This is a genomic window from Agarivorans sp. QJM3NY_25 (assembly GCF_050870875.2).
Classification (GTDB): Bacteria; Pseudomonadota; Gammaproteobacteria; order Enterobacterales; family Celerinatantimonadaceae; genus Agarivorans.
The window spans coordinates 3,533,669-3,556,708 of sequence record NZ_CP194041.2; the positions used below are offsets into that span (position 1 = coordinate 3,533,669).

General features: G+C 45.4%; 23 protein-coding genes, 4 tRNA genes and 1 pseudogene. 13 read left to right on the forward strand and 15 right to left on the reverse strand.

Annotated features, from left to right (window positions below; all coding sequences use genetic code 11):
- Nucleotides 1-5: 5 nt before the first annotated feature.
- Genes dapE through ACRRSW_RS16205 form a run of 4 tightly spaced genes read left to right on the forward strand, consistent with a single transcriptional unit; the run spans nucleotide 6 to nucleotide 2,719 of the window.
- Nucleotides 6-1,145 carry a succinyl-diaminopimelate desuccinylase gene (dapE, locus tag ACRRSW_RS16190; protein ID WP_432452216.1) on the forward strand — a complete coding sequence of 380 codons (1,140 nt, stop codon included), beginning with the start codon at nucleotides 6-8 and terminating at the stop codon, nucleotides 1,143-1,145.
- The gene (locus ACRRSW_RS16195; protein ID WP_432459845.1) at nucleotides 1,142-1,831 is read left to right on the forward strand and encodes a M15 family metallopeptidase; all 690 of its coding nucleotides are present in this window, start codon (nucleotides 1,142-1,144) and stop codon (nucleotides 1,829-1,831) included. Before dapE ends, ACRRSW_RS16195 begins: the two co-directional genes overlap by 4 nt.
- Nucleotides 1,831-2,532: a hypothetical protein gene (locus ACRRSW_RS16200; RefSeq protein ID WP_432452214.1), complete on the forward strand. Its 702-nt coding sequence runs from the start codon at nucleotides 1,831-1,833 to the stop codon at nucleotides 2,530-2,532. Before ACRRSW_RS16195 ends, ACRRSW_RS16200 begins: the two co-directional genes overlap by 1 nt.
- 16 nt (nucleotides 2,533-2,548) lie before the next feature.
- A complete protein-coding gene (locus ACRRSW_RS16205; RefSeq protein ID WP_432459846.1) occupies nucleotides 2,549-2,719 on the forward strand; it encodes a DUF2897 family protein in 171 nt (56 codons plus the stop codon).
- A 281-nt stretch (nucleotides 2,720-3,000) separates the two neighbouring features.
- Here ACRRSW_RS16205 and bamC read toward each other — a convergent pair whose 3' ends face one another.
- The gene (gene bamC, locus ACRRSW_RS16210) at nucleotides 3,001-4,185 is read right to left on the reverse strand and encodes an outer membrane protein assembly factor BamC (protein ID WP_432452212.1); all 1,185 of its coding nucleotides are present in this window, start codon (nucleotides 4,183-4,185) and stop codon (nucleotides 3,001-3,003) included.
- Between the two features lie 234 nt (nucleotides 4,186-4,419).
- Between bamC and ACRRSW_RS16215 the strand changes: the two are divergent.
- Nucleotides 4,420-4,581: pseudogene (locus ACRRSW_RS16215) on the forward strand (glycine cleavage system protein R); the annotation flags it as partial.
- Nucleotides 4,582-4,968: 387 nt separating this feature from the next.
- Nucleotides 4,969-5,433, forward strand: a complete 465-nt coding sequence (bcp, locus tag ACRRSW_RS16220) for a thioredoxin-dependent thiol peroxidase (RefSeq protein WP_432456155.1) — start codon at nucleotides 4,969-4,971, stop codon at nucleotides 5,431-5,433.
- 273 nt (nucleotides 5,434-5,706) lie between these two features.
- Here the strand turns inward: bcp and ACRRSW_RS16225 are convergent, their stop codons facing one another.
- Nucleotides 5,707-6,783: an AI-2E family transporter gene (locus ACRRSW_RS16225; RefSeq protein ID WP_432459847.1), complete on the reverse strand. Its 1,077-nt coding sequence runs from the start codon at nucleotides 6,781-6,783 to the stop codon at nucleotides 5,707-5,709.
- A gap of 10 nt (nucleotides 6,784-6,793) precedes the next feature.
- Nucleotides 6,794-7,021 (reverse strand): sulfurtransferase TusA family protein, encoded by a 228-nt coding sequence (locus tag ACRRSW_RS16230; protein WP_432452210.1) that lies wholly within the window; start codon nucleotides 7,019-7,021, stop codon nucleotides 6,794-6,796.
- Nucleotides 7,022-7,145: 124 nt separating this feature from the next.
- Here ACRRSW_RS16230 and ACRRSW_RS16235 point away from each other — a divergent pair, with 124 nt between their 5' ends.
- From ACRRSW_RS16235 to ACRRSW_RS16245, 3 genes are read left to right on the forward strand one after another with little or no spacing between them, the layout of a single operon-like run.
- On the forward strand, nucleotides 7,146-8,585 hold the full coding sequence (locus ACRRSW_RS16235) for a M48 family metalloprotease (RefSeq protein WP_432459848.1): 1,440 nt from the start codon (nucleotides 7,146-7,148) through the stop codon (nucleotides 8,583-8,585).
- Between the two features lie 21 nt (nucleotides 8,586-8,606).
- Nucleotides 8,607-8,957: an arsenate reductase (glutaredoxin) gene (gene arsC, locus ACRRSW_RS16240; protein WP_432459849.1), complete on the forward strand. Its 351-nt coding sequence runs from the start codon at nucleotides 8,607-8,609 to the stop codon at nucleotides 8,955-8,957.
- Nucleotides 8,950-9,345, forward strand: a complete 396-nt coding sequence (locus tag ACRRSW_RS16245) for a DUF2069 domain-containing protein (protein ID WP_432459850.1) — start codon at nucleotides 8,950-8,952, stop codon at nucleotides 9,343-9,345. Before arsC ends, ACRRSW_RS16245 begins: the two co-directional genes overlap by 8 nt.
- 275 nt (nucleotides 9,346-9,620) lie before the next feature.
- On the opposite strand, the gene ACRRSW_RS16250 is transcribed toward ACRRSW_RS16245, so the two are convergent.
- The 4 genes from ACRRSW_RS16250 to upp form a co-directional block, all read right to left on the reverse strand.
- Nucleotides 9,621-9,893, reverse strand: coding sequence for a hypothetical protein (locus tag ACRRSW_RS16250; protein ID WP_432452206.1), 273 nt, complete (start codon nucleotides 9,891-9,893; stop codon nucleotides 9,621-9,623).
- Nucleotides 9,894-10,291: 398 nt separating this feature from the next.
- Complete coding sequence (gene hda, locus ACRRSW_RS16255) at nucleotides 10,292-10,996, reverse strand: DnaA inactivator Hda (RefSeq protein WP_432452205.1); 705 nt, start codon at nucleotides 10,994-10,996, stop codon at nucleotides 10,292-10,294.
- Between the two features lie 70 nt (nucleotides 10,997-11,066).
- Nucleotides 11,067-12,062, reverse strand: coding sequence for a DUF2066 domain-containing protein (locus ACRRSW_RS16260; protein ID WP_432459851.1), 996 nt, complete (start codon nucleotides 12,060-12,062; stop codon nucleotides 11,067-11,069).
- A 46-nt stretch (nucleotides 12,063-12,108) separates the two neighbouring features.
- Complete coding sequence (gene upp, locus ACRRSW_RS16265) at nucleotides 12,109-12,735, reverse strand: uracil phosphoribosyltransferase (protein ID WP_432459852.1); 627 nt, start codon at nucleotides 12,733-12,735, stop codon at nucleotides 12,109-12,111.
- A gap of 171 nt (nucleotides 12,736-12,906) precedes the next feature.
- Between upp and purM the strand changes: the two genes are divergently transcribed.
- Both purM and purN read left to right on the forward strand, forming a co-directional pair.
- Nucleotides 12,907-13,947 (forward strand): phosphoribosylformylglycinamidine cyclo-ligase, encoded by a 1,041-nt coding sequence (gene purM / locus ACRRSW_RS16270; protein WP_432459853.1) that lies wholly within the window; start codon nucleotides 12,907-12,909, stop codon nucleotides 13,945-13,947.
- An 8-nt stretch (nucleotides 13,948-13,955) separates the two neighbouring features.
- Nucleotides 13,956-14,597: a phosphoribosylglycinamide formyltransferase gene (purN, locus tag ACRRSW_RS16275; protein ID WP_432459854.1), complete on the forward strand. Its 642-nt coding sequence runs from the start codon at nucleotides 13,956-13,958 to the stop codon at nucleotides 14,595-14,597.
- A 23-nt stretch (nucleotides 14,598-14,620) separates the two neighbouring features.
- Here purN and ACRRSW_RS16280 read toward each other — a convergent pair whose 3' ends face one another.
- Both ACRRSW_RS16280 and lpcA read right to left on the reverse strand, forming a co-directional pair.
- Nucleotides 14,621-15,385, reverse strand: coding sequence for a class II glutamine amidotransferase (locus ACRRSW_RS16280; RefSeq protein WP_432459855.1), 765 nt, complete (start codon nucleotides 15,383-15,385; stop codon nucleotides 14,621-14,623).
- Nucleotides 15,386-15,418: 33 nt separating this feature from the next.
- Complete coding sequence (gene lpcA, locus ACRRSW_RS16285; protein WP_432452199.1) at nucleotides 15,419-15,994, reverse strand: D-sedoheptulose 7-phosphate isomerase; 576 nt, start codon at nucleotides 15,992-15,994, stop codon at nucleotides 15,419-15,421.
- A gap of 212 nt (nucleotides 15,995-16,206) precedes the next feature.
- On the opposite strand from lpcA, the gene fadE reads away from it, so the two are divergent.
- Both fadE and ACRRSW_RS16295 read left to right on the forward strand, forming a co-directional pair.
- The gene (gene fadE / locus ACRRSW_RS16290; protein WP_432452198.1) at nucleotides 16,207-18,678 is read left to right on the forward strand and encodes an acyl-CoA dehydrogenase FadE; all 2,472 of its coding nucleotides are present in this window, start codon (nucleotides 16,207-16,209) and stop codon (nucleotides 18,676-18,678) included.
- A gap of 121 nt (nucleotides 18,679-18,799) precedes the next feature.
- A complete protein-coding gene (locus ACRRSW_RS16295; RefSeq protein ID WP_432452197.1) occupies nucleotides 18,800-20,326 on the forward strand; it encodes a DUF3369 domain-containing protein in 1,527 nt (508 codons plus the stop codon).
- A gap of 184 nt (nucleotides 20,327-20,510) precedes the next feature.
- Here the strand turns inward: ACRRSW_RS16295 and ACRRSW_RS16300 are convergent.
- From ACRRSW_RS16300 to dnaQ, 6 genes are all read right to left on the reverse strand, one after another.
- Nucleotides 20,511-20,587: transfer RNA gene (locus ACRRSW_RS16300), tRNA-Asp, on the reverse strand.
- A 39-nt stretch (nucleotides 20,588-20,626) separates the two neighbouring features.
- Nucleotides 20,627-20,703 (reverse strand) — tRNA-Asp (locus tag ACRRSW_RS16305).
- A gap of 23 nt (nucleotides 20,704-20,726) precedes the next feature.
- Nucleotides 20,727-20,803 (reverse strand) — tRNA-Asp (locus ACRRSW_RS16310).
- A gap of 32 nt (nucleotides 20,804-20,835) precedes the next feature.
- Nucleotides 20,836-20,912, reverse strand: a tRNA-Asp gene (locus ACRRSW_RS16315).
- Between the two features lie 125 nt (nucleotides 20,913-21,037).
- Nucleotides 21,038-22,288 carry a TIGR03503 family protein gene (locus tag ACRRSW_RS16320; protein WP_432452196.1) on the reverse strand — a complete coding sequence of 417 codons (1,251 nt, stop codon included), beginning with the start codon at nucleotides 22,286-22,288 and terminating at the stop codon, nucleotides 21,038-21,040.
- A complete protein-coding gene (dnaQ, locus tag ACRRSW_RS16325) occupies nucleotides 22,285-23,016 on the reverse strand; it encodes a DNA polymerase III subunit epsilon (protein WP_432456154.1) in 732 nt (243 codons plus the stop codon). Before dnaQ ends, ACRRSW_RS16320 begins: the two co-directional genes overlap by 4 nt.
- Nucleotides 23,017-23,040: the final 24 nt, after the last annotated feature.

A 23,040-nucleotide genomic window follows, 5' to 3' on the forward strand; every position in this document is an offset into this window, starting at 1 on the left:
ATTCAATGTCAGACAGCCCAGTTTTAAAACTCGCAAAAGATCTCATCAGCCGCCCTTCGGTTACACCAGAAGACTGTGATTGCCAAAAACTCATGGCCCAACACCTCAGCGACGTCGGTTTTGCTATCGAAGAGATGATATTTGAGGATACCACTAACATGTGGGCCCGTAAGGGGCAACAAGCCCCCTTATTTTGTTTTGCCGGTCATACCGATGTGGTCCCACCGGGCCCAGCAGAACAGTGGCATACGCCCCCTTTTGAGCCGACAGTGATCGACGGAGTACTACACGGCCGTGGCGCCGCAGATATGAAAGGTTCATTGGCCGCAATGGTTATTGCAACCGAACGCTTTGTCGCAGCGCACCCTAATCATCAAGGATCGATTGCCTTCCTTATCACCTCAGACGAAGAAGGCCCATTCATTAATGGTACCACTCGTGTCGTTGATACCCTCATTGCCCGCAATGAGCTAATTGATATGTGTCTGGTAGGCGAACCCTCTTCGACGCATCATGTAGGTGATGTCGTTAAAAATGGTCGACGAGGCTCACTCACTGGCGATCTTCATGTACACGGAATGCAAGGCCATGTCGCCTACCCTCATTTAGCGAAAAACCCTATCCATGAAGTTGCACCAGCTCTGGCCGAGCTAGCCGCCATGCACTGGGACAATGGAAATCAGTTTTTCCCACCAACCAGCTTTCAAATCGCGAATATCCACGGCGGCACTGGCGCGTCGAATGTCATTCCTGGCGAATTACAGGTTCAATTTAACTTCCGCTACTCCACCGAAGTCACCGATCAACAGCTGGTTCAGCGGGTGCATAATATATTTGACAGTCATGGCTTAGATTACCAACTCGACTGGACCTACAATGGCCAACCTTTCTTAACCGAAGAAGGTGATTTTTTAAATTCGGTGAGCCAAGCGGTCACCAAGGTCACCAAAAAAGCCCCTGAGCTACTGACCACTGGCGGCACGTCAGATGGACGTTTTATTGCCAAAATGGGCACCCAAGTAGTTGAATTAGGTCCCATAAATGCAACGATTCATAAAGTGAACGAATCTGTTAAAGTTGCTGACTTAGAGCAGCTCGCTGACATGTACTTTGAACTATTAGTGAACGTATTAGGACCCAAATGAACACATCCAATCACCAGGCAGGCCTATATGGACTAAACCAACAAGGTTTAGTTAACAGTGCTGATTTTGCTTGGATACATCCGGGTGTGTTAGAGGATTTACGCGGCTTAGCAAGCGCGGCCACGCAAGCTGGTTTCCAGCTTGCTGTATATAGTGGCTATCGCGACTTCCATCGCCAAAGCCTCATCTGGAACCATAAATGGCAGGGCTTACGCCCCATATTAGATCAACACAGCCATCCCATCAGCCTAGCTGAGCTAAGTGATGAACAAAAAATGCATGCCATTTTACGCTGGTCGGCCCTGCCAGGCACCAGTCGCCACCACTGGGGAACCGACTTCGATCTCTATGATCCCCAGTTACTCCCCGCCGGCAGTTCGCTAGCACTGATTCCTCAAGAATATGAAGCAGGGGGCTGCCAACATTCCTTTGCTTGCTGGTTAGAACAACATGCAAAATCTTATGGCTTCTTTTTTCCTTATCAGCGCTTTCAGGGCGGGGTCGAATTTGAACCTTGGCATCTGAGCCACTTAGCCTGCAGCCAAATCAAGCTAAGTGGACTCGAAACCGACACACTCCTAAGCCACTTACGTCAAGCACAAGTGGCAGGGTTCACCACCATCGAGCAACATATTGAGCAAATATTTGAGCAATATGTTCGTAATATATGTTTACCGGAGAGCTAATGCCAAGCGTCTATTCAACCCTATTCTTCAGTTTAATTAGTTGCGCTAGTCTAGCCTTTCTACTACTCATGCTCGTACTTTACAAAGGCCAACTGTGCCCCGGTCAAACAGGCCGTATTCAGCGTCAATTAGGCACCCTTGTCAGTCTCATCACCCTAGCGGCTTTGTCCAGCATAGAAAGCCAACAAAGTAGCTGGCTAAGCGCTCTGATCCTAGTCGCTGCATTTGCGGGCTGGGCCTTGCTATTTCAACTAAATAAACTGAAGCATAAACGCAGCCTCAAACTCAAGTTATGGTGGTTCATGGGGATTCCAATGCTGGCAGCAGGGCTCGTCGTATTAAATCAACAGCCGCTATTTTTATTTACATACCTAGTCTGTGCAACTGCTTTGGCGCACTGGTTAATGGTGAAAGCCAAGCATCGCTTAAGTCAGTTTGACAAAGTACTACCTTGCTTAGGTATCGTCAGTGCCATGTTAAGCATACTCTGTTTATGCGTCTATTTGCTGGCGATGCCCCAACTGAGCCAAGATCCTCAACAAATAAAACAATTCGTTATTGTCGCCATACTATTAACCTTAGCGGTTCTGCTTTGGTTAGCCCCTCAATTTAAAAAACAATCTCCCCCCGCCAGCTTACTACTCGTTGTGGTTGTACTAAGCTTTACTTCAAGTCTTGCAATGCAAGGCCTCGCGACCTAGCGGCTAAGGAGATGCCATGAGTAGCGGATACGTGATCCTTATCATTGTCTTAGTATTAGGTTTTATTGTCGGAAATTTAATGATGTTAAGGCATATAGGAAGATTTAATATTAGCGCTGAGTTGCGTAAAACTATTGAGCAAAACAATCTTAGGGCCGACCAGCAAGCGCAGGATGAAAAACAATAGTTAGCCGCTCCTCGATCAAGTATTTGCTCATATCAAACTGGATGAAAATAACGATTCCCTGTACATGCCTTGAAGCCCTTCAAGGTTCTCATGTCGCCTATTTCGCAGGCCGCTTCCCCGATTGCTGCCATCAGTAATTTCGATTGGCAATAATCGCTTTCTCATCAGCCTAAATTCAAGCCTAAAGCTCTGTTAACTGAATCTTTAAATACCATTCGTCTCAAGGCGCTAAGACTAAAAAGGCCCCATTTGGGGCCTTTTATTTGAAACATTCACAAGAACTAGTGCGATAAGCTATTCGTCGTATCCAGTCCCATTTTCATCAAAATCGCCAAATAAGGATACAACTTGCTCACTTCCCTAGGTTTAAGCACCTTACCCTCATCATCTGCTAAGGTGATTTGAGTAATATTATCATTAGAGCCAACAGTGAAAATATAATCTTTCTCTTCAAACTGCATCCCGGATAAACCATGTTTTTCCAAGAGCTCACTATCTGGACGCTTATAGGTAAGATACAAGCTACCCGAAGTCTCGATATAATCGGTAATCGTAAAACCAGCGATCGGCAGAACCATACGCAAACGCTTCATGGTTTTATCCATATTAGCCCGTGCTTTGTAGTAAGCCGTTCCACCATCATTAACCAATAACAAACTAACCGAAGGATCGTTTAAGCGTGCTTTTTCTGCCGCACTCATGCTCGCCAAACGCGCTTGTTCACGTTTCTCTGCCAACTGCGCTTCCAACTCTTCTCGACGATCATTCACATAGCCAATTAATCGGTTTAGCTCAATAATCTCTAAACGTCGTCGATCAAAACTATCCAGATCAACGACCACATCATTATCATTTCGGTATAGCTCTGCATCCACTAATTTAACTGTTAAACCAACGGTTCTTCCATGAGGCTTAACCTGTAGCTGATAACTAAATTTCTGCCGTTGCTCCACAGCCTTATCGCTGATGAAAAACCAGCCACTGTCGACCATTTCTCGGTCCACTAACCAATTTGACTCAACAATCCGCTGCTGTTCGTCTAAACGTGCAATCGATGACTGACGAAAACCAATATAGTCTCGAATCAGGTTTAGTACCGTTTGGCTGGTTTCTTCGGCAGATTGCGCGAGCAAGATATCAAACCAAAAAATTAAACCTGCATCGCTACTCTCTGTTCGGCTTCCCGCGATCAACGGAATCACCTGCATCGGTGACCGCACATCAACTCGTGATCCGAGTATCGGCTCACCTTTAGGCTGGGCATTGAGGATCACAAAATCTTTGCTTTGCTGTGGTGGAGAGACACCTTCAGGAATAAACAAAGGCTCGATCTGAGTCGCCTTCAAATAATCAAAATTACGCTCAGCTTGACGTAACTGCTCACCACCGCTTGAACACGCCACCAAGCTAGTCACGAGAGTCGCTGATAACACGATTTTTATCGCTGAAAAAGAAACTAGTTGCATATTCCACTACATCAACAAACTAATAATTTGACTGGTATTTGTCTTCGACAGGCGAAAACAATCCAGAGTAAGGGCGCTATACTACTTAGCCACTTTCATAAACACAAGATGAAAACTATCAGTGTTTGATAGAAACGGTGCATTTACAGCCCGCTATTTTTTTATCCGCTAGAAATCCCTTGTTTAAGCAAGTATCCTGAACTCATCTATCTAGCGATACAAACAAAATAGAATATGAGCCAATACCTTGTAGTCACCGCGGTGGGTACCAACCGCCCCGGCATCGTAAATCAACTTACTCAACTGGTATCAAGTTGCGGTTGCAACATCGTGGATAGCCGAATGGCACTATTTGGCTCTGAATTTACCCTTATTATGTTAGTCTCGGGCACACATAATGCGATCATTCAAATCGAAACTCGACTGCCGGTCACCGCACAAGAATTACAGCTATTAAGTGTCTTAAAAAAAACTTCACGACATGAACGGATCAACTATTCACATGCGGCCATACTGCAGCTAACGTTGCCCGATGCCACTGGGGTAATTAGTCAAGTAACTCAGTTTATTAGCGATCATGATATGAATATGGTGAGCTTGAAGTCCAATCTATTTAGCCAGGCAGAAGTAGAAATGTTACACGCTTCTTTCGAGGTCAAGCTGAATCAGCAACACCAAACCGAAATCATTGAACAGCAATTTGCCAAACTTTGCCAAACACTCGGTAGTCACGATTTTAGCCTACAGTTTTTATCTAATGAAGCGAGACAAAAGGAATCAGCAATGAATACGCTTACCGCCGGCAATGCCGCACCACAATTCGATTTAGCCAACCAAGATGAAAAGCGGATCAAGCTCAGTGATTACGCAGGAAAAAAGGTGTTGGTGTATTTTTACCCTAAAGCCTTAACACCCGGTTGTACCACTCAAGCTTGTGGCTTAAGAGACAGTATTCAGCAATTATCCGATGCCAATACCGTGGTTTTTGGCATAAGCCCTGACCCAGTGAAACGTTTACCGAAGTTTATTGAAAAACACCAATTGAATTTTGATCTCTTGTCTGATGAAGATCATCAAGTTGCCGAACAGTTTGGTGTCTGGGGACTGAAGAAATTCATGGGAAAAGAATACGACGGCATCCACCGCATTAGCTTCTTGATCGACGAGCAAGGTATCATCGAACATGTATTTGACAAATTTAAAACCAAAGAGCACCACCAAGTTGTACTCGACTATTTAGCAGGCTAGTCAGATAAGACTCGCGTCTATGGATTTTTTGCCGACCCATTTAGGCTTTCGTCACCGCGAGTCATATTAATACCCAGCTAACTCATTATCTGTTGATCTTGCTGGCTTAAATCACCGCCTTCAGCCTGATGTATCTTGTAATTAAAGCTTTCAGTCAAAGTTGTTTATCAATGCAGCGTTGCTCATGATTCATAGCGACTACATTTGATATATTCAGCAATCCCTAAATCAAGCATAAACGATCACAGCAGCACCAGGAGAGAACGACCGCCGCTAGGATGAAGGCTGATCAACTTCAGCTTTTTCGGCATGTGGCCAAGCATTCATCACTGCTTTGACGAGAGTTGCTAACGGAATAGCAAAAAATACTCCCCAAAATCCCCACAGACCGCCAAACACTAATACCGCAACAATTATCGCTAAGGGATGCAAGTTAACGGCCTCTGAGAATAAAACCGGCACTAACACATTGCCATCTAATAGTTGAATGATGCCATAACCCAGAATCAAGTAGCCAAACTGAGGACTCACTCCCCATTGAAATAAACCGACCATCGCCACTGGTAAGGTAACCGCAAAAGCTCCGATAAATGGAATTAACACCGACAAACCAACTAAGACACTGAGCAAAGCTGAATACCGTAAATCCATTAGCGCAAATACAATATAACTCACACCGCCAACCACCAATATTTCAATGGCTTTACCACGAATATAATTAATCACCTGACCATTCATTTCCATCCAAACTTGTGCGAGCAAACGACGGTCATTCGGGAGAAAACGAGTCACGCTTCGCATTAACACTTGTTTATCACTCAACATAAAAAATACCATCAAAGGCACTAATACGCTGTACACCATCACAGTGGCCAGGTTGATGATCGATGAGACGGAAGATTGAAGTAACTGCTCACCGACCCCCATCAGACGGGTTCTGACATTATCCACGACAGTCTGCACTAATGCCCCATCAATAAACTCTGGATAACGCTCAGGAAGCGACTCCAACCAACGTTGACTGCTATTCAGCATCACCGGATACTCGGTCAACAGATTCATCCCTTGTCCCCAGACCGTCGGAAGCACACGTAATACAATAAAGGTCGCAATCAGAAAAAATACCAGTAGAACCAGCGACGTTGCGATCCCACGGCGAAAACCATGACTTGCTAAAAAACTCACCGGCCAATCCAATAAGTAAGCCAATACCAAGGCGATTAATAAAGGGGCGAGTAAATTACCAAAAAAGTAAAGCATGACAAAACCGATGACAAACACCAAGGCCATTGCCACAGCTTCCGGATCTGAAAACATCCGGTTATACCAAAGAGATATGACTTTAAACATAGTTACTGCGTTAATCCTTAAGCATATGAACGGTGATTGTGACACAAAACTGCTGGGAATTTTGCTCGATTTTAACCTCATGGCCTAAACCTTGAAAATACTTAGGAATATCCCGACATGACCCCGGATCGGCCAGCCATAACTTTAACTGCTCCCCCTGCTGCGCTTGCTTTAACCACAATTTACTTTGCAGCAGAGGAATTGGACAAATTTGATCTTCAAAGTTAAGACAACGCATGCATCTTACCCATAGCAACAATGAAATGATCATAGTTTATCATCAAGAATGGCATTTATAGCTTTTGAATAACAAACAAAATCAGAGTATTCTCGCCGATAAGAAAAATAGATAGTGGAAACTAATGATCCGTCTTTTGCAGCTTATTTTTGTCGGTATATTGTTTGTATATACGCCCTTCATATCTGCCAATAACCAATTGCCTGAAATAGGTACGGCTGGGGCGTCGGCATTATCCATCGACAAAGAGGTTATTTACGGCAAAGCCTACATGCGACTGATTCGAGCAAGTCACCGCATGACCAATGATCCTGTACTCTCAGAATATGTCAGCGAACTCGGAAATCACTTAGTCGCCAAAGCGGAGCAAGTTCGCACACCATTTCATTTTTTCTTAGTGACCGACAATGAAATCAACGCGGCTGCCTTTCTCGGCGGTTATGTGAAGATCCACACCGGCTTATTTCTATATGCCAATACCGAGAGTGAATTTGCCTCGGTGATTGCCCACGAGATCGCCCACGTTACCCAACGACATATTGCGCGTAGTATCGAAAACCAAGCCGCTTCGCAAAACCTAACCCTCGCAGGTATGTTAGGTTCAGTGCTATTAGGGATCGCGAATCCAGTTGCAGGTATAGCAGCGCTGCAGGCGTCGATGGCAGCCAACATCCAAAATTCGATTAACTATACTCGGGCAAACGAATTTGAAGCCGACCGTATCGGTTTACAAACCCTCGTCAGAGCGGGTTACGATCCCGCTGGCATGGGTAGTTTTTTCGGTAAACTTGCCGAAAAATATCGTTATGCTAGCAAACCACCACAAATGCTCATTACCCACCCCTTACCAGAAACTAGGGTGAGTGAGGCGCGTGCCAGAGCGAATCAATACCCACAGCACTTTATTGCGCCCTCATTAGCATTCCAGTTTGCCAAAGCCCGGATCATCGTCCGTCATGGTACTTTAGACGCTAAAGCCGCCTTAGACTATTATCAACAACAACTGCAACGTAAAGAATATCGTATCAAAGACGCGGCCTTATATGGTAAAGCACTTGCCCTATTTGGCTTAGGCCAATATCCGGAGTCTAAAACTATCATTGATGAGCTCGCCAAACGTCATCCCGATAACTTATTTATGATCGATACCCTGAGTGATATTGACCTCGCTCAACAACACTTCGAATCAGCGATTGCTCGTCTACAGAGTGCTCAATCTCGTTACCCCGATAATCAAGTCATCATATTAAATTTATCTCACGCCTATAGTGAAAAAGGCGAATTTACCAAGGCCGCTAAGCTGCTCGACCGTTATTTACGTCATCACCCAGATGATAGTTTGGCCTGGGGGGAGCTTAGCCGAGCACAAGGGCGGCTAAATAATTTACTGGAAAGCCATATCGCTCAAGCCGAGTATTTATCATTACATTCAGATTATCGACGTGCCATTGATGAATTGCATAGTGCCTATAACTTAACTAAAAATCAGCTCGAGCTGGCACGAATTGAGGCGAGAATCAAACAGTTTGAAGCTGCTGAAAAACAATTAGAAGAACTGAACTAATCTGAGGTTTAAGGAAATACCATGTCTGAAATAAAAATACTGCATAACCCGCGTTGCTCGAAGAGCCGCCAAACACTACAACTGCTTCGCGACCAAGGCATTGAGCCAGAAATTATCTTGTACTTAGAGACGCCTCCCAGCGAACAGGCACTAGACCGTATTTTAAACATGCTGAGCATTGAGCCTCGCCAATTGATGCGTACTAAAGACGAGCTATATAAACAACTTAACTTAGCAGACGAGTCTCTCAATAGAGCACAATTGATTGCCGCAATGCACGCCAACCCTAAATTGATTGAACGCCCCATCGTCATCAATCAACAGCAGGCACGGATCGGTCGACCTCCTCAACAGGTATTAGAGATTGTCTAGATTCACCAGTCCACAACTGCTATTACTGGCCAAAACCAGTTACCTTGGTCTACTCGCTTGGGTCTGTTTATGGCACCTATGGTTGTCACCGCCAGTAGACATCAGTATCGGTTTAATGCTGCTATTCTGGGTACTTCCCCTACTTTTCCCCTTAAGAGGGATTTTGGCTGGCAACCCCTACACCTATGCTTGGAGCTGCTTTGTATTGCTGTTATATGTGTTGCACAGCACCACACTTTTAGCCACCTCAAACAACGAACGCGGCATGGCTGCTGTCGAGTTGCTATTGGTACTCACCGCCTTTATTTCTAGCCTTAGCTACGCCAAACAACGCGGCAAAGAACTTGGTATCGGTTTAAAGAAACTCAAAGATAAATCACCCGATTGATCAATGAGGCCCATGGCAAGTGATGTGATAGGTGGCTTACCTATACTCGATAAAAAGTTCGGGAATAATGGTAGCAAATGTAGGTCGAAAGGAGGAGTAGCTAGATAAAATCTAGTCTATCTTGAGCAAGCAAAACCATAATTCACAAACCACGAATAGCAACTCCCCCCGATTTAAGCATTATTCGCCTGTTAGGGAGCGTGTATCGCAAGTAACACATAAGTTTTAATAGATTGGAAAGCCAAGCAATCTTGATTGTGCTTGGCTTTTACGACTCAGAAATCAAGACGTTGAATATGCGTGATCCCTACATGACCTTGTAAGTCACTAAACATATGAACCATGGCAGGGTAAGGTTGTGCACCAGGATAAACAACTTCAGCATTACAGAAAAATGCATAATTACAACCTGCAACCACCTGAGTCGCAACCACCAGAGGTTTATAACTCACACCAACAAACCCTTCCATCCCATGCACAAATACTTGGTTATCTTCGTCTGATAGTTCATGAAAAGGACTCCAACCACCCGCGAGTTGATTAGCCATATCAGTTTCCTTTTTCTTAAGCACTCATTATTGAGTGAATTAACTATAGTCAATTTTATGGATTGTGCAAATATTCAAACAAAAGACACTACAAATCAGCTGCTGACAGACACACGACCAGAAGAGCAAACCAGACATGGCTCATTCACTGTTAGCATTCGGTCATATGGTGTAAATTATCTGGCAGCATTTGCTACAGAACTGCGTATTACCGAAAAAATGGAAATCAATGGGTAGCAAAAGCTAGAGAAATTGGGATTTGTTCAATGTAGTGACTTGAACGCCCGTCCCATGGCTCTAAGAAACGATTGCTCTCGAAGACGCTTGATTCACGCGATTTGAAATAAAAGTTTCCTCAAAGCTTAAGCGAATTAAGCCACACAGAAGCCCTCTATCTGCTAAATGTCGAGAATTTCCTTCACAAAAGGAACTGTAAGTTTGCGTTGTGCGGTGATCGAAGCTTGATCTAATACATCAAGTTTCTTCAATAAGGTCGGCATGTCTCTCGACAAACGTTTAAGTAAAAAACGAGCTACCTCTAAGGGCATTTTCAAACCGCGTAATTCAGCACGTAACTGCAAGGCGCTCAGTTTCTGCTCATCATCAAGCTCATGCAGTTTATAAGTGACCCCCCAATTTAAACGGGATTGCAGATCAGCTAAAGCAAAAGAGAGTTGTGGCGCAGGTGCGTTAGCGGTCACAATTAGCCGAGTCGTTGAGGCTAACTCTTTACGACGATTGTAAAAATCGAAAATTGCTTCTTCCCATGCCTGAATACCGACAATGGCATCGATATTATCTAAACACACCAAAGCCATGGTTTCCAAACCTTCAAGCATTTGCGGTGACATCGCTGCATGTAAATCTAGCGGCAAATAAGCGCTTGCGGCCCCCATATCAGCCATCTCAGTACAACTGGCATGCAGCAGGTGGGTTCGACCAGAGCCTTCCGCGCCCCACAAATACAACATTCTCTCCCCCTTATCTAAGGCAAGATTACGTAAGGCACTCAACAACTGCTGATTATCTCCCGGGTAAAAACTCACCAAGGTTTCATCATCAGGTAAATGCACAGGAAGTGATAATTGTGGGGAAAAACTCAAAGTAACAAATCAAAGCCGATACAAAACTTGCGTCATTGTATCAGCTAGGCCTTAAGATTAGAAATTTTTGCTATTGGAAATAGTATAGCTTATCGCGAATATCATCGGCTTGTAGGCGCGGGGAGATATCTAGGGACGATTTTAAATCCTGCCAAGGACTTAATAACTGAACCCGAAAAGTAAAGGTATCATGGTTAACTTGTTCCAGAGTGACACTTGCCACACTAGGCTGCTGATTCAAAAAACGTTCTAAATCCACATATTTATTCATGCCGGTAATATTAGCAAAGCTGAGTACGATAGCTTCATCGGTGCTTTCACCCAACGCCACCCCAAAACGCTCCGCCAAGCTAGCGCTTACCGCATCCATGGCCGCGGCAGCGACTTCCTCAAGAGGTGCTTGCACCTGACCGCTGGCTAACTGAACTTGGTTAGCACTATCGAGTAAACGCCACTGTATCTGCCAATTCTGTCCTTGTGGATATTGGCGAAAGCTCAAGATGAGAGGCGTATTATATCGAGCACTAGCGGTGTATAGAGGGCCATCGAAGCCCCCCCAAACATCATTGACGCTAAGAGCCATACTATCGCTTAAATCCATCACTGGTAGGCGGATCGGTAAGGCTAATAACTGCGCCTGCTGTCGCCCATGCACGAACCAACTTTGCTCAGCACTATCGGCCATCAATTGGCGATTGAAATTTTGCTCAGACGCATACCACAATAGAATATCAGGCCGTTGCTTCCCCCAAAGACGTAGCTGGGCTTGGGTCAATAATTGATTCACTTTGGCTTCGTTAAATAGCACAGATATGTGCTGTTCAGCAAAACTAAACTGCTGAATATATGGAGTTATATTCTTCTTGGCCTTCACCACCAAGGGATTGGAATAACTCGCCGAATCCCCCGTTAAACGCCGTAATAATAATTCAAAAGCTTGCTGTTGATCTTGCTTATTATCGCCACTGGCGACAGCTTCAACCCGGTATAAGTCGTTTTGTTGGGACGCTTCAACCGGCAAAAATACCAAGGCCAAACTCAATACCAACCAGCACTGTTTTATCACTACGTTCTCCCAGAGAAACTCATTAACGATCCTTACCCGCTACCGTTTATTTAGTACCGAAGATCTTATCACCCGCATCGCCTAATCCCGGAAGGATATAACCATGCTCATTTAATTTTTCATCAATCGATGCAGTATACAAGACCAAATCAGGATGTGCAGCTTCCAAGGCTTTTAAACCTTCTGGTGCAGCGACCAATACTAATACCACAATATTCTTACAGCCTTGTTCTTTGAGCAGATCGATGGTCGCGATCATCGATCCACCAGTCGCTAGCATCGGATCAACAACAATGGCTAAACGCTCTTCTATTTGACCCACCAATTTATGGAAATACGGCACTGGCTCTAAAGTTTCTTCGTTCCGATAAATCCCTACCACACTGGTTTTTGCTGAAGGCATATGCTCTAACACACCATCCATCATGCCAAGTCCAGCGCGCAAAATGGGGACCACTGTGGCTTTTTTACCTTTAATTTGCTCAATGGCCACCGGACCATTCCAACCATTAATTGTAACCTCTTCCAACTCCAAATTAGCCGTTGCTTCATAAGTGAGCAAAGTAGAGACTTCACGCGCTAACTCACGAAAACGCTTAGTACTAATATCGGCTTCGCGCATTAAGCCAATTTTATGACGAACCAGTGGGTGCTTTACTTCAACAACTTTCATGTTTATTCCTATAATTTAGCGAATTGTGAGCCGCCAGTGTAAACCAAGCTCAATCAAGATATGTTAGCAAATATCAACAAAATGTTTTAGTTCTCGTTTACTACTGTTCCAGCGCAGCTAACACTGCTAAAATGTCGCGAAATTTTTCTCTGTTCGCTGCAAGGTAATCCTGTGACCAAACAAAACACCCCTCTGAGCTATAAAGATGCTGGCGTTGATATCGAAGCTGGTAATGCATTAGTTGAACGAATCAAGAGCGTGAGTAAACGCACCCAACGTCCGGAAGTGATGGGCGGACTCGGAGGCTTCGGTGCCTTATGTCAATTACCTTCCGGTTACAATGAACCGGTATTGGTTGCAGGCACCGATGGTGTAGGTACTAAACTTCGTCTTGCTTTAGACTTAGAAAAACACGATACCGTCGGGATTGATTTAGTCGCCATGTGTGTCAACGACCTAATTGTTCAAGGGGCTGAGCCACTATTCTTCTTAGATTACTATGCCACCGGCAAGCTCGATGTCGATACCGCTGCCGACGTAGTGAAAGGGATAGGTCATGGTTGTGAGTTATCCGGTTGCGCTCTAATCGGTGGTGAAACCGCGGAAATGCCTGGCATGTATCACGGTGACGACTACGACATCGCAGGCTTCTGTGTTGGTGTTGTAGAAAAATCCGAAATCATTGATGGGACTAAAGTGGCTGCCGGGGATGCGCTGATTGCACTCGCCTCAAGCGGCCCTCACTCAAACGGCTATTCATTGATTCGTAAAATTCTTGAAGTCTCGAATGCCGATCCGAAGCAAATGTTAGGTGAGAAAACGTTAGGTGAAGCACTGTTAACCCCAACCAAAATCTACGTGAAGTCGGTACTTGCCTTGCTCAAGCAATGTGAAGTACATGCCCTATCGCATATCACTGGTGGTGGCTTCTGGGAAAATATTCCTCGGGTATTACCTGCAGGTGCAAAAGCTGTGGTAGATGAGAATAGCTGGCAGTGGCCTGAAGTATTCAACTGGCTACAAGAACACGGTAACGTTGCTCGTGAAGAAATGTACCGCACCTTTAACTGTGGGGTAGGCATGGTGATTGCGCTTCCTGAAGCAGAAGTAGAGGCAGCCTTAGCTCTGTTAGCAGAACACGGCGAGAGCGCTTGGAAAATTGGTCACATTGAAGATGTAGCCACTGACGAGAATCAAGTCGAGTTCAAATAGGACACATAATGGCTGGCAACATTGTTGTATTAATTTCAGGTTCAGGGACTAACCTGCAAGCCATTATCGATGCCTGTTATGAGGGGCGTGTCAACGCCTCCATTTGCACAGTAATAAGCAATAAAGCGGAAGCTTATGGCTTAGAACGAGCAGCGCAAGCAGGCATTCATACGGTGGTACTCGACCCCAAACCGTATACTGATCGCGAAACTTATGATCAAGCCTTAGGCGATATCATTGAACAGCAGCAAGCTGATCTGATCGTAATGGCTGGCTTTATGCGGATCTTAAGTGAACCATTTGTACAGCGTTTTAGCGGAAAAATGCTGAATATTCACCCTTCGTTATTGCCAAAATATCAAGGTTTACATACTCATCAACGCGCTATCGATGCTGGCGATCAAGAACACGGTTGCAGCGTCCACTTTGTGACGCCGGAATTAGATGGCGGACCGGTGATCTTACAAGCCAAGGTGCCAGTATTTAGCGAAGACAATGCCAATCAACTTGCTGCCAGAGTGCAAGTTCAGGAGCATGCCATCTATCCGGTGGTGGTGAACTGGTTTGTGGAACAACGACTGCTGATGCAACAAGGTAAAGCGGTACTCGACGGTCATATCCTACCAAGTGGTGGTTACGCCAATAATTAAAAAAGCGCCAACTAGGCGCTTTTTTATTGCACTTCGCCTTCCTTAAACAACACATACTCACCAATGGCGATTTTTTGCCACTGCTCATTATTGGTTAAAGGTTGAGTCGCAATCATCGTGACCACATCATTGGGTGTGGTTTCTTTACAAAAATCGATGGTGACATCGGCATCGGCTAATTGTGCTTCACCAAAGGGGGCTCGACGAGTAATCCAGTGTAAGTTCGTGGAACAATAAGCCATCACATATTCACCATTGCTCAGTAACATGTTAAACACGCCCCGCGACCTGAGTTGCTCCGCCAAGCTTGCCACAAACTTAAACATGGCTTGCATATTGTTGGGTTTACGCGGGTATTTCAGGCGTAATTGCTCTAATAACCAACAAAAAGCATGTTCGCTATCGGTGGCCCCTACCGGGCGAAAAAAACCGGTGTCGAGCTGTTTATAGCCTTTTAACTGGCCGTTATGCGCGTAGGTCCAATTTTGTCCCCACAATTCTCGGGTAAAAGGGTGGGTATTCTCCAAAGAAACACACCCCCGGTTGGCTTGGCGAATATGGCCAATCACCGCCTTACTCTTAATCGGAAAAGCCTGCACTAACTCAGCTATTTTAGACTCACTGCTTGGGGCTGGGTCTTTAAAACTACGACAGCCCTTGCCTTCGTAGAAGGTAATCCCCCAGCCATCCACATGCGGGCCAGTCACCCCACCACGCTGCACTAATCCAGTAAAAGAAAAACAAATGTCGGTGGGTACATTTGCACTCATTCCCAATAACTCACACATATTACCGCTCGCTCAATACGCTATTTGAATGGCTTATTGAGCCATATGCTTTTCAATTAATTGGATCAAAATGTGGATCACTTTAATATGAATTTCTTGGATACGATCAGCAAAACCAAAATGTGGTACCCGAATTTCAATATCCGCTTGACCAGCCATTTTCCCGCCATCTTTACCCGATAGAATAATCACCTTCATTCCTTTCGCTTTGGCCGCTTCAATTGCTTTAATAATATTACCTGAATTACCACTGGTACTAATCCCAAACAACACATCGCCCTTCTGGCCCAAGCCCTCGATATAACGCGAGAAAACAAATTCATAGCCATAATCGTTACTCACACAAGAGAGGTGACTGGGATCAGAAATCGCGATCGCAGGCAACGCAGGACGATTTTCACGGTAACGACCCGTGAGTTCTTCAGCAAAGTGCATGGCATCGCAATGCGAACCACCATTGCCACAGGCAAGCACCTTACCTTGCTGCTTAAAGCTATCCGCAAGTAGCTGAGCCGCATTATCGATGGCGTCAATATTATTTTGATCCGTGATAAAAGCATTCAACACGTTTGCGGCTTCTTGTAACTCTTCAACTATCAGACTTTTCATTAAAACTATCTCATTTTATGCAAGCTATCAGGCTGACACTATAACGTTTTTTAATAGGATATTCAGCGCTCAAAACGAGCCTAATGCTCATTTTGTTAAACAGATATTACGCCACCAATATGTTGAGCAATTGTAAATTACTTGCGATCTTTTAACCTTTGAGTTACAAATAGCAAGAGGTCAGACCTCTTAACGAGACCAAGGAGATATTCATGCTAAGTTATTCACCGCTATTTGCCATTGTTGGTATTGGCCTACTCATCTGTGGGCTAGCCTACTTTAGGGCTTCGTTATTAGCCTTTAGCCTCGCCGTTACTGCCGCTTTAGTGGCTTACAGCGCCATCACACCATTAAGTGAAATCTTTTGGCTCGGCTTTTTAGTTGTGGTCGGAGGGATTAATTTTAAACCTTTAAGGCAACAGCTCATTTCCAAACCGATATTTAAAATCTTTAAAAAGATCATGCCAGAGATGTCACGAACAGAGAAAGAAGCAATTGATGCGGGCAGCACCTGGTGGGAAGGTGAATTATTTCGTGGGGATCCGAATTGGAAAGTGCTACACAGTTACCCCGCACCGCGTCTCAGCCCGGAAGAACAGGCTTTTATCGATGGTCCTGTAGAGCAGGTCTGCGCCATGACCAATGATTGGCAAATCACTCACGAACTCGCTGACTTACCTCCGGAAATTTGGGACTTTCTTAAAACCCATAAATTCTTCGCGATGATCATCAAGAAACAATATGGTGGCCTCGAATTTTCAGCCTACGCACAGTCCTGTGTATTACAAAAACTAGCCAGTATCTCTGCCGTACTATCAAGTACCGTCGGAGTCCCCAACTCCTTAGGTCCCGGTGAATTGCTACAACACTATGGCACCAAACAACAGCAAGACTATTACTTGCCACGCTTAGCCGAAGGGAAAGAAATTCCTTGTTTTGCACTCACCAGTCCAGAAGCTGGGTCCGACGCGGGCTCAATCCCCGACTCAGGCATTGTATGCATGGGTGACTGGCAAGGTGAACAAGTACTGGGGATGCAACTTACCTGGAATAAACGCTATATCACCCTCGCGCCTGTAGCAACCATTCTTGGGCTGGCTTTCAAACTCTCGGATCCCGAGGGATTACTGGGCGATCAAAAAGAGCTTGGGATTACCTGCGCACTAATCCCCACCGATATTGAAGGCGTTGAGGTCGGTCGTCGCCATTTCCCGCTGAATATCCCTTTTATGAATGGCCCTACAACCGCTAACCAACTATTTGTTCCTATCGATTACATTATCGGCGGCCAAGCCATGGCTGGCCAAGGTTGGCGAATGCTGGTCGAGTGCCTATCGGTCGGTCGCGGCATCACCCTGCCCTCAAGTGCAACTGGCAGTATTAAAAATGCAGCTTTAGCGACTGGCGCCTATGCCCGTATACGTCGCCAATTTAAACTGCCCATTGGTAAGATGGAAGGGATTGAAGAGCCATTGGCTCGTCTCGCCGGTAACGCTTATATGATGGGCGCGGCATCGGATCTAACCGTGACTGCCATCGATTTAGGTGAAAAACCCTCGGTGGTATCAGCTATCGTTAAATACCATTTAACCCATCGAGGACAACGCGCCAGCATCGATGCCATGGATATCGTCGGCGGCAAGGGGATTTGCCTTGGGCCAAAAAACTTCCTCGCCCGAGCTTATCAAGGTGCACCGATTGCCATTACCGTTGAAGGTGCGAATATCCTCACCCGCAGTATGATTATCTATGGACAAGGGGCCATTCGTTGCCACCCCTATGTGCTCGCTGAAATGGAAGCAGCGCAGCATCCAGACTTTCATCAAGGCCTTCAACAGTTCGATAGCGCCTTATTCAGTCATTTAGGTTTTGCGGTGAGTAACTTTATTCGTAGTTTTTGGTTTGGCCTGAGTGGAAATACGCTGCTAAAAGCGCCCTATTCCGATCAAACAGCAATCTACTATAAACAACTGACTCGCTTTAGTAGCAACTTAGCCTTGCTCTCTGATGTGGCCATGGGCACCCTCGGCGGAAGTCTGAAACGAAAAGAACGTGTTTCTGCACGCTTAGGCGACATTCTTAGTCAGCTTTATCTTTGTTCAGCAACACTGAAGCGCTATGCTGACGATGGCCGAAAACAAGAAGATCTCCCCCTGCTACACTGGAGCATGCAAGAAGCTTTATTCCAGTTACAAACCGCTCTAGATGAACTCCTTCGCAACTTCCCAAACAAATGGGTAGGCAAATTCATGCGACTCGTGGTGTTCCCGCTAGGCAAGCCATTACATGCGCCTAGCGACCAGTTGGATCATCAACTAGCCCAGATGTTACAACAACCAAGTGAAACCCGAGAGCGACTTGGTCAAGGTCGTTTTGCCAGTCGAGTCGCTGGTAATGTTTATGGCGAATTAGAGCAAACCTTAGAAGACGTGCTCGCCTGTGAAGGCCTGCATGACAAAATTTGCAAGGCGATCGGTGAAAAGCGTCCGTTCACCCAGCTCGACAAACTTGCCCTTGAAGGCCTCACGCTAGAAGTCATCACTCAAGCTGAAGCCGAATTAATGCGGCGCACCGAGCAAGGCCGTTTAAACGCAATTAACGTCGATGATTTTGCGCATCAACAATTAGAGAACAGCACCCAGCCTGCACAAGACCAAAGGTCTAGATTAGGGTCGGTCGCTTAAATGGCAAACTCAAACCAAAGCGAGCCTAGCTCGCTTTTTTTATATCGATAAAATCAATCATTAAATTGAATTTACGCCGAGAATATCCTTTACTTAATCAAAAGTATAAGTTTGGATTGTAATGGAAGATGACTTCTTTGTTTTAGCTGACAGTGCTCCTGATGATATTATTCCACGGGCCCAATGGAAGCTATTGGTGGTAGATGATGAGCCCGAAGTTCATCACATTACCACGATGGCCTTGTCTCAGTTTATTTTCGATAATAAAACCCTTCACTTCTTACATGCCAACTCAGCAAAAGAAGCCAAAGAAGTTTTCAATGCTCATTCCGATATCGCTTTAGTTCTACTCGATGTGGTCATGGAAACCGACGATGCAGGCTTACGCTTAGTCCACTACATTCGCCAACAGTTAAACAATAAGAGCGTCCGTATTGTGTTACGAACCGGGCAGCCAGGGCAAGCGCCAGAAGATGAAGTGGTAGAAAACTATGACATCAATGACTATAAAGATAAAACCGAGTTAACCTCACAAAAGCTGCGCACCCTGATCCGCGCCAGCTTACGCTCATATCGAGATATATGCGCCTTAGAAAGACATAAGTTAGGCCTAGAAAAAGTCGTTAAGGCCTCCCGCGGCATATTTGAAAAACACGCGCTTTTCGCCTTTGTTGAAGGTGCTCTCGAACAATTATCCGCCATCCTAAATATTGAAGATAGCTGTATCTACCAAGTGGAACAGTTTGCTTATCAAGTACATTCAACCCAGCTACAACTCCTAGCTTATCAAGGCAAGCACCGCCCTCAAGTTGAGAACTTGTCAATTAATGATTTTTCGGATCCCCCACAACGACTCCTAAAACAAGCCATTGAAAGCAAACTCAACGTTTTTGAAGATCAAGCGTTGGTCATTTACTGTGAAAACTCAGCCAATAGCTTATTGTTCTTAATCACCCGTAATCAGGCCTTCAATGAGGATGAACAGCATTTCATTAACTTGCTAAGTGACAATATCATCGCAGCGTTAGAAAACATTCGACTCAATGAACTCATTAGCAGCAATCAAAAAGAAGTTCTTTATCGGCTCGGTGAGATTGTCGAAACACGCTCGAGGGAGTCAGGTAAGCATGTGCGTCGAGTCGCTCTATATACAGCTTTATTGGCCCAACAAATTGGCTTACCACCAGAGAAAGTCGATCAACTTAAATTGGCCTCGCCACTACACGATGTAGGAAAAGTCGCCATTCCCGATGCTATCTTACACAAACCTGGAAAGCTGAACTCAGAAGAATGGGAACAGATGAAGACTCATGCGCTTATTGGTAAGAAGATGCTCAGTGGCTCTAGTATTGAAATTATGCGACTAGCCGCAGAGATTGCTGGCGCCCATCATGAGTACTGGGATGGTAGTGGCTACCCAGAGGGTTTAAAAGGAGAACAAATACCTCTCTGTGGCCGTTTAACAGCATTGGCAGATGTATTTGATGCACTGGGAAGCGTTCGCTGTTACAAGCAGCGCTGGGAAGATGAAGAAATCATTGACTATCTACAACAACAAAGCGGGCGGCAATTTGAACCACGGCTAATCGGTGTATTACTCGATAATTTCGAAAAATTTCAAGCGATCCGCGACAAATATCAAGACTAGTGCTCAAGTTTTGTAAGCCTTGTTTCACGATCAAATAATTCGTTTAAACCAAGGCTAATAAATCAAGCTACAGGATTGATGGCGCTCATCGATGATTGTGATGACAGCACGATCCACAATCTGAGCATGCACTGAAATAACAGACACAAAAAAACCTCATCTAGATGAGGCTCTTGTTTAGTAGTGGCGGAGTGGACGGGACTCGAACCCGCGACCCCCGGCGTGACAGGCCGGTATTCTAACCAACTGAACTACCACTCCGCATATACTAAAAGTCACATGGTATTACTCATTCAATGCTGGCGGAGTGGACGGGACTCGAACCCGCGACCCCCGGCGTGACAGGCCGGTATTCTAACCAACTGAACTACCACTCCTACGCATTAAATTGTTTCGTCGTTGGCGGAGTGGACGGGACTCGAACCCGCGACCCCCGGCGTGACAGGCCGGTATTCTAACCAACTGAACTACCACTCCGCAACATCGAAACATGCACACAGAAACAGACTTGGCGGAGTGGACGGGACTCGAACCCGCGACCCCCGGCGTGACAGGCCGGTATTCTAACCAACTGAACTACCACTCCGCAGAACCATCTCGTCTGGTGCGGCGCAGATAATACGGTTATGGCTATGGTGAGTCAACAAAGAATTGTCTTATTTCTTTAAAAACCCACTTAAGCGCCGATGTTTTAGCCAATGCACTCAAAAATCACTCAGAAGGTATCTTTAAATCACTCGAGTCTTCCATTTTAGGCTCTACTTCGGGTGTTGCTGGCGGCGCATCTCGCGCTTGTTTTAAGGCTGCAGCAAATGCCTTACGTTTACGCCACCAAATTACCAGGAAGATGACCCCTGCGAAAAGTGCAAAACCTAATATGCCTAACAAGATAATCAACCACAAAGGCGTTGGTGGTTCAGGAATCACTACTTTTTCAACCACTGGCGGTGGCGGCGGTGGCGGCGGTGGCAAAATTACAAAATCTTCTTCCGGTAACTCAATCACCAGTTCCCGGTTTTGTAAAGTCGTTGCCAACAAAGTTCCACTGACTCGATAACGGCCCTGCGACGCAGGGGTCGGTAAATCGATGGTGAATTCGTGAGTATCGGCATAAGCCTGAAAGTCTTGCTGCCAACCAACGTTATTAAATACCTTTCCTGTAATCACCACAGTTTCTGGTCTCAGTTCATCGGCATCTATCACTAAGGCCATACGAGCCTGACGCTGCTCATCTTTAGGTGAAAGGACTCGAATCGCTACCGGGTTTGGATAAATCAACACTGATGTGGATTGGGCTCGAGTAAAAATTTGGTTTAAAGTACTGACGATCATTTGGTATTTGCCAGGCTGGGTATCTAAACTCACATAAGTCGTAAATACGCCATCATTGGCAACCTCATCATAGTTCTTACCATCATCGGCAAACTTACCCAAACTTTCCTGCCTAACCTGTAGGGTTTGATCATCCAATAGCTGTTCATGGCTTAAAGCCACATCAAGGATCGCATCTTTAAGCATCACTCCCAAATCGATCCGCTCTCCTTTATTCATTAAGCGAGAACGGATCCGTAAACGTTCACCGCGATAAAGCTGATGAGGAATGGGATCGGTCACCATCTCTACATCACTGAGAATACGAACTCGGTTACGGCCTTTATTTTCAGCTACAGCCTGCCATGGCCCACGCATTGGCTTTTCGATGGTGACAATGTCTAACTCATCGGTTTCTAACCAGCTCACATTGCTCGGTAATTGCCAAGCGTAAATTTTACTACCATCGGGCCGGACCAAGATCGCCGCAGGTGAGCCTGGTGAGCGATAAAGCAAAAAGGTCACCTTATCGATGCTTTCATCGAGCCGAAAACGATTATCGATTAACGGAATATCTCGATTCTCAAAAATCGTACTCGCCTGTAAGGGTAAAACTAGCCAAAGCAATAACCACAAAAATTTTTTTATCATTGAGATGAGTCGCGCCAGCGGCACTGACCTCCTTTCTTTTCGACTAAGTCTAATCGTTGTTGGTGACTCTGCAGCTCTTGTTCAGTCGCGAATACAACTTTTAAGGGCGTGCGCTCTGCGCTAATGGGCCTCACGCCCAAACCATCACCGCTCCCCTTTTGTTTCAAGTTCAGCTTATTTTGCCCACCGGTCATCTTTAAGAAGACATCGGCTAACAATTCCGCATCCAGTAAAGCGCCGTGATAAGTTCGTGACGAGCGATCGACCCCATAGTAATCACTCAAGGAATCCAAGTTCTTTCGTGATGGAAGTGGCTTATTGCCAGCTAACTGGATCTCACGTTTATTGTATTCTCCACGACGAGCCACCAACAATGAATCGGTGATAGTACAAATATCGGCACAATTTGGCAGCGCTTTAATCAAGCCTCGAGACATCATGGAAAACTCATGATCAAGGAAGCTTATATCGAAGTTTGCGTTGTGCGCCACCAACTCAGCACCGCGAATAAATTCAATAAAATCTGCAGCGATCTCGCGAAACAAAGGCTTATCGGCAACAAACTCATCAGTGATGCCGTGAACCTGAATCGCTTCAGGATCGATCAGCTGCTCAGGATTGATATAAACATGGAATGTATTTCCGGTAAATTTTCGGTCAATCACTTCCACACAACCAATTTCAATCACTCGATGGCCCTGATAAATAGGACCGCCACTATCATTCATCCCAGTGGTTTCTGTATCAAATAT

Coding starts and splice junctions, on each gene's coding strand:
- ACRRSW_RS16280 (WP_432459855.1), bottom strand. CDS start 15,385: ATGTGTGAGTTATTGGGAATGAGTGCAAATGTACCCACCGACATTTGT.
- dnaQ (WP_432456154.1), bottom strand. CDS start 23,016: ATGAATGATAGTGGCGGTCCTATTTATCAGGGCCATCGAGTGATTGAA.
- ACRRSW_RS16195 (WP_432459845.1), top strand. CDS start 1,142: ATGAACACATCCAATCACCAGGCAGGCCTATATGGACTAAACCAACAA.
- ACRRSW_RS16225 (WP_432459847.1), bottom strand. CDS start 6,783: ATGTTTAAAGTCATATCTCTTTGGTATAACCGGATGTTTTCAGATCCG.
- dapE (WP_432452216.1), top strand. CDS start 6: ATGTCAGACAGCCCAGTTTTAAAACTCGCAAAAGATCTCATCAGCCGC.
- bcp (WP_432456155.1), top strand. CDS start 4,969: ATGAATACGCTTACCGCCGGCAATGCCGCACCACAATTCGATTTAGCC.
- upp (WP_432459852.1), bottom strand. CDS start 12,735: ATGAAAGTTGTTGAAGTAAAGCACCCACTGGTTCGTCATAAAATTGGC.
- purN (WP_432459854.1), top strand. CDS start 13,956: ATGGCTGGCAACATTGTTGTATTAATTTCAGGTTCAGGGACTAACCTG.
- ACRRSW_RS16200 (WP_432452214.1), top strand. CDS start 1,831: ATGCCAAGCGTCTATTCAACCCTATTCTTCAGTTTAATTAGTTGCGCT.
- ACRRSW_RS16235 (WP_432459848.1), top strand. CDS start 7,146: ATGATCCGTCTTTTGCAGCTTATTTTTGTCGGTATATTGTTTGTATAT.
- ACRRSW_RS16250 (WP_432452206.1), bottom strand. CDS start 9,893: ATGGCTAATCAACTCGCGGGTGGTTGGAGTCCTTTTCATGAACTATCA.
- ACRRSW_RS16205 (WP_432459846.1), top strand. CDS start 2,549: ATGAGTAGCGGATACGTGATCCTTATCATTGTCTTAGTATTAGGTTTT.
- ACRRSW_RS16295 (WP_432452197.1), top strand. CDS start 18,800: ATGGAAGATGACTTCTTTGTTTTAGCTGACAGTGCTCCTGATGATATT.
- bamC (WP_432452212.1), bottom strand. CDS start 4,185: ATGCAACTAGTTTCTTTTTCAGCGATAAAAATCGTGTTATCAGCGACT.
- arsC (WP_432459849.1), top strand. CDS start 8,607: ATGTCTGAAATAAAAATACTGCATAACCCGCGTTGCTCGAAGAGCCGC.
- ACRRSW_RS16230 (WP_432452210.1), bottom strand. CDS start 7,021: ATGCGTTGTCTTAACTTTGAAGATCAAATTTGTCCAATTCCTCTGCTG.
- lpcA (WP_432452199.1), bottom strand. CDS start 15,994: ATGAAAAGTCTGATAGTTGAAGAGTTACAAGAAGCCGCAAACGTGTTG.
- ACRRSW_RS16320 (WP_432452196.1), bottom strand. CDS start 22,288: ATGATAAAAAAATTTTTGTGGTTATTGCTTTGGCTAGTTTTACCCTTA.
- fadE (WP_432452198.1), top strand. CDS start 16,207: ATGCTAAGTTATTCACCGCTATTTGCCATTGTTGGTATTGGCCTACTC.